This is a genomic window from Microbacterium sp. Leaf351 (assembly GCF_001423825.1).
Taxonomy (GTDB): Bacteria; Actinomycetota; Actinomycetes; order Actinomycetales; family Microbacteriaceae; genus Microbacterium; species Microbacterium ginsengisoli.
On sequence record NZ_LMPK01000037.1, the window covers coordinates 40,024 to 43,819 of the forward strand.

Genomic DNA, 3,796 nt, shown 5'->3' on the forward strand with positions numbered 1-3,796 from the left:
GGTCTTTGGCGTGCACGCCGAAGTAGCGCTCGGCTGCCGCCTCGATACCGTACGTCTGCCCGCCGAAGTTCGAGATGTTCAGGTAGCCGACGAGGATGTCGTTCTTGGAATACTTCTGCTCGAGTGCGATGGCGTAGCGCATCTCCTGCAGCTTGCGCTGGATGCCGCTGCCGCCCGACGAGTTGGTGGCGTCGTTGTAGCACTTCTGCACATCGGCGTCGTTCGTCGCCGTCGAGTAGCAGTTCTGCACGAGCACGTTCTTCACGTACTGCTGGCTGATCGAGGATCCACCCTGCACGTTGTTGCCCTGGATGTTCGAGAGCAGCGCGCGCGTGGTGCCGATCAGGTCGATCCCGCCGTGCTCGTAGTACCGCGGGTCCTCGCTCGAGAGGATCGCCTGGTACATCACCGGCGCCACCTCGTCGTACGTCACCGGCGTGCGGTTCTGGGTGTAGTACGAGGTCATCTCGGTGTACTGGCCAGTCGACGGGTCCTTCGCGTAGAAGACCGTCGGCTGCATCAGGGTCTGGATGTCGAGGTTCGACGGGAGATCCTCGAACATGTTGATCGCACCCGATGCGGTGGCCGAGGTGACCGCGATCGCGGGGGTGACCGTGGCGGCGATGAGGACTCCAGCGACGGCGCTGAGTCCGATCAGTCCGGCGAGTCCGGCAAGCAGACCACCACCCGTGGTTTTCGATGCAGGCATAGGCTTGATCGTAAGCCAGGATGCTGGGCGAAGCCTTGCAGGCCCGCGCCCGTGCGCGCCCGACCACGACCCGACGGAGCCTCATGACCACGTGGGAGTACCTCACCACGCCCCTGCTGATCCACAACACCGCCGCGATCCTCAACAACTGGGGCAAGCATGGGTGGGAGCTCGTTCAGGTGGTGACGGGACCCGAGGGGGGCCTCGTCGCCTACTTCAAGCGGCCCGTGACGACGGATGCCGCAGCCAACGTGGGACTCGCGGCCGCCGCCGAGGCCGCGCAGCGTTTCGAAGGAGAAGACCGATGACCATCAGTGCCCGCCTCGCCGAGCTCGGACTCGAGCTGCCGGAGGTCGTCCCTCCGGTGGCGGCCTACGTGCCCGCCAAGGTGCACGGCGACCTCGTCTACACGGCCGGTCAGCTGCCGTTCGTGTCGGGTGCGCTGCCGGCCACCGGCAAAGTCGGAGACGGCCACGGCCTCGTGCCGGCGTCAGATGCGGCCTCCTATGCCCGCCAGTCCGCGTTGAACGCGATCGCCGCCGCGGCAGCGGTCGTGGGGGGAGTCGACAAGCTCACGGGTGTGCTGAAGGTCACCGGCTTCGTTGCGTCGGTGCCGGAGTTCACCGGCCAGCCGGGCGTCATCAACGGAGCGAGCGAGCTGCTCGGCGAGGTGTTCGGTGAGGCCGGCCGCCACGCGCGATCCGCCGTCGGTGTTCCCGTGCTCCCGCTCGACTCGCCTGTCGAGGTCGAGGTCGTCTTCACTCTCGCCTGAGCGCACACGCGAGAGGAGGGGTCGGCGCCTGTGCGCCGACCCCTCCTCTATATAGGGCGTGTCAGCGCACCTGCGCCGAGATGACGCTCATCACCGCCGTGTCGGCGAGCGTCGTGGTGTCGCCGACCTCGCGGCCCTCCGCGACATCCCGGAGCAGACGGCGCATGATCTTGCCGGAACGGGTCTTGGGCAGCTCGCCCACGATGTAGACGTCACGCGGGCGCGCGATCGGACCGATCTGCTCGCCCACCCACCCGCGCAGTGTGCCGGCGAGCCCATCGGGGGAGTGCTGTTTGAGGTAGTTCTCCTTGATGATGACGAATGCGACGACAGCCTGGCCGGTGGTCTCGTCGCTCGCTCCGACGACCGCAGCCTCGGCGACGGCCTCGTTCGCGACCAGAGCCGACTCGATCTCGGCGGTGGAGAGCCGGTGGCCCGAGACGTTCATCACGTCGTCGACACGGCCGAGCAGCCAGATGTCGCCGTCGTCGTCGAGGCGCGCGCCGTCTCCCGCGAAGTAGTACCCCTGGTCGGCGAACTTCTCCCAGTAGGTCTCGACGAACCGCTCGGGGTCGCCCCAGATGCCGCGCAGCATCGACGGCCACGGCTCGGTGATCACGAGCAGTCCGCCGTTGCCGTTGCCGACGTGGGCGCCGCTCTCGTCGACGACGTCGATCGAGACGCCGGGGATCGGCACCTGCGCCGAACCGGGCTTGGTCTCGGTGACGCCGGGCAGTGCGGAGATCATGATGGCCCCGGTCTCGGTCTGCCACCACGTGTCGACGATCGGGGCCTCGTCAGCGCCGATGATCTCGCGGTACCAGATCCAAGCCTCGGGGTTGATGGGTTCGCCCACCGACCCGAGCACCCGGATGCTCGACAGGTCGTACTGCTGGGGGATCTGCCGGCCCTGCTTCATGAACGAGCGGATGGCGGTGGGCGCCGTGTAGAGCACGCTCACCTTGTACTTCTCGACCAGCGCCCACCAGCGGCCGGGCTCGGGTGATTCGGGAGTTCCTTCGTAGAGCACCTGCGACGCGCCGTTGGAGAGCGGACCGTACGTGACGTAGGAGTGGCCTGTGATCCAGCCGATGTCGGCGGTGCACCAGTAGACATCCGTCTCGGGGTGGATGTCGTGCACGACCTTGTTGGTGAAGGTCGCCTGCGTGAGGTACCCGCCCGACGTGTGCAGGATGCCCTTCGGCTTCCCGGTGGTACCCGACGTGTAGAGGATGAACAGCGGGTTCTCGGCGGGGAACGGCTGCGCCTCATGATCGGCGGATGCCGCGGGCACGGCCTCATGCCACCAGATGTCGCGCCCTTCGGCCCAGTCGACGGGATTGTCGCCGCGCTTGACGACGAGCACGTGCTCGACGGTCTCCTGCGCCCCGGATCCGCGGTCGGCGAGTGCCTGGTCGACGGCGGGCTTCAGCGGTGAGACCTTGCCCTTGCGCCAGCCGCCGTCGGCGGTGATCACGAGCTTTGCTCCGGCGTCGTCGATGCGGGCGCGCAGGCTGTCGGCGGAGAACCCGCCGAACACCACGGAGTGGATCGCTCCCACGCGGGCGACCGCGAGCATGGCCGCGACCGCCTCTGGAATCATCGGCAGGTAGATCGCGACGCGGTCGCCGCGGCCGATGCCGAGGTCGCCGAGCACGTTGGCGAGTCGCTTGACCTCGTCGGTGAGCTCGGCGTACGTCACCTGGCGGGAGTCTCCCGGCTCGCCTTCCCAATAGAGGGCGACGCGGGCGCCGTTGCCTGCCTCGACATGCCGGTCGAGGCAGTTGTAGGCGACGTTCAGCTCGCCGTCGGCGAACCATTCCGCGAACGGCGGGTTGGTCCAGTCGAGCACCTGCGTGAAGGGGCGGTGCCAGTGCACGAGCTCCCGCGCCTGCTCGGCCCAGAAGCCCTCGCGGTCGGCTGCGGCGCGTTCGTAGAGCTCCGCGGTGCCCACGGCCTGGGCGCGGAAGGAAGCGGCGGGCGCGAAGTGCCGGTCCTCGTGAAGAAGGCTGTCGATCTGACTCATTGCTCGCTCCTTTGCGTGCCGTCGAGAGGGACGAAGGTCCACATTGTGTATAGCACCGCGCCGCGACACGCTCGGGTGCCGAACGTTGCGCGAGGTTGCGGGGCGCCCGGGTTTGGCACGATGCCTGAGGTTGCGTAAGGTGTGCTTCGGAACGCGTTCGCGCGTTCTGCATGTCACCCGCAACCCCCAATGCAAGGTGGCGTGCGAGGCGGCGCCCTTCCCCCAGGGCGCCGCCTCCCGCCGGTCAAGTCCCGTGGTGTGGTGTCACTTCGGTTGTTTCCGGTGGTGG

General features: G+C 67.8%; 3 protein-coding genes and 1 pseudogene. 2 read left to right on the plus strand and 2 right to left on the minus strand.

Annotated features, from left to right (window positions below; all coding sequences use genetic code 11):
• Positions 1–709: pseudogene (locus tag ASG00_RS18780) on the minus strand (transglycosylase domain-containing protein); the annotation flags it as partial.
• An 83-nt stretch (positions 710–792) separates the two neighbouring features.
• Here ASG00_RS18780 and ASG00_RS12710 point away from each other — a divergent pair.
• Positions 793–1,017 carry a hypothetical protein gene (locus ASG00_RS12710; RefSeq protein WP_056210056.1) on the plus strand — a complete coding sequence of 75 codons (225 nt, stop codon included), beginning with the start codon at positions 793–795 and terminating at the stop codon, positions 1,015–1,017.
• Positions 1,014–1,481 (plus strand): RidA family protein, encoded by a 468-nt coding sequence (locus tag ASG00_RS12715; RefSeq protein WP_056210057.1) that lies wholly within the window; start codon positions 1,014–1,016, stop codon positions 1,479–1,481. The genes ASG00_RS12710 and ASG00_RS12715 overlap by 4 nt, the downstream gene beginning before the upstream one ends.
• Before the next feature lie 61 nt (positions 1,482–1,542).
• On the opposite strand, the gene acs is transcribed toward ASG00_RS12715, so the two are convergent.
• Positions 1,543–3,507, minus strand: coding sequence for an acetate--CoA ligase (gene acs / locus ASG00_RS12720; RefSeq protein WP_056210059.1), 1,965 nt, complete (start codon positions 3,505–3,507; stop codon positions 1,543–1,545).
• Positions 3,508–3,796 lie beyond the last annotated feature (289 nt).

Excerpts from the sequence above, each read along its gene's own strand:
- ASG00_RS12710 (WP_056210056.1), top strand. The coding sequence starts at position 793 with ATGACCACGTGGGAGTACCTCACCACGCCCCTGCTGATCCACAACACC.
- acs (WP_056210059.1), bottom strand. The coding sequence starts at position 3,507 with ATGAGTCAGATCGACAGCCTTCTTCACGAGGACCGGCACTTCGCGCCC.
- ASG00_RS12715 (WP_056210057.1), top strand. The coding sequence starts at position 1,014 with ATGACCATCAGTGCCCGCCTCGCCGAGCTCGGACTCGAGCTGCCGGAG.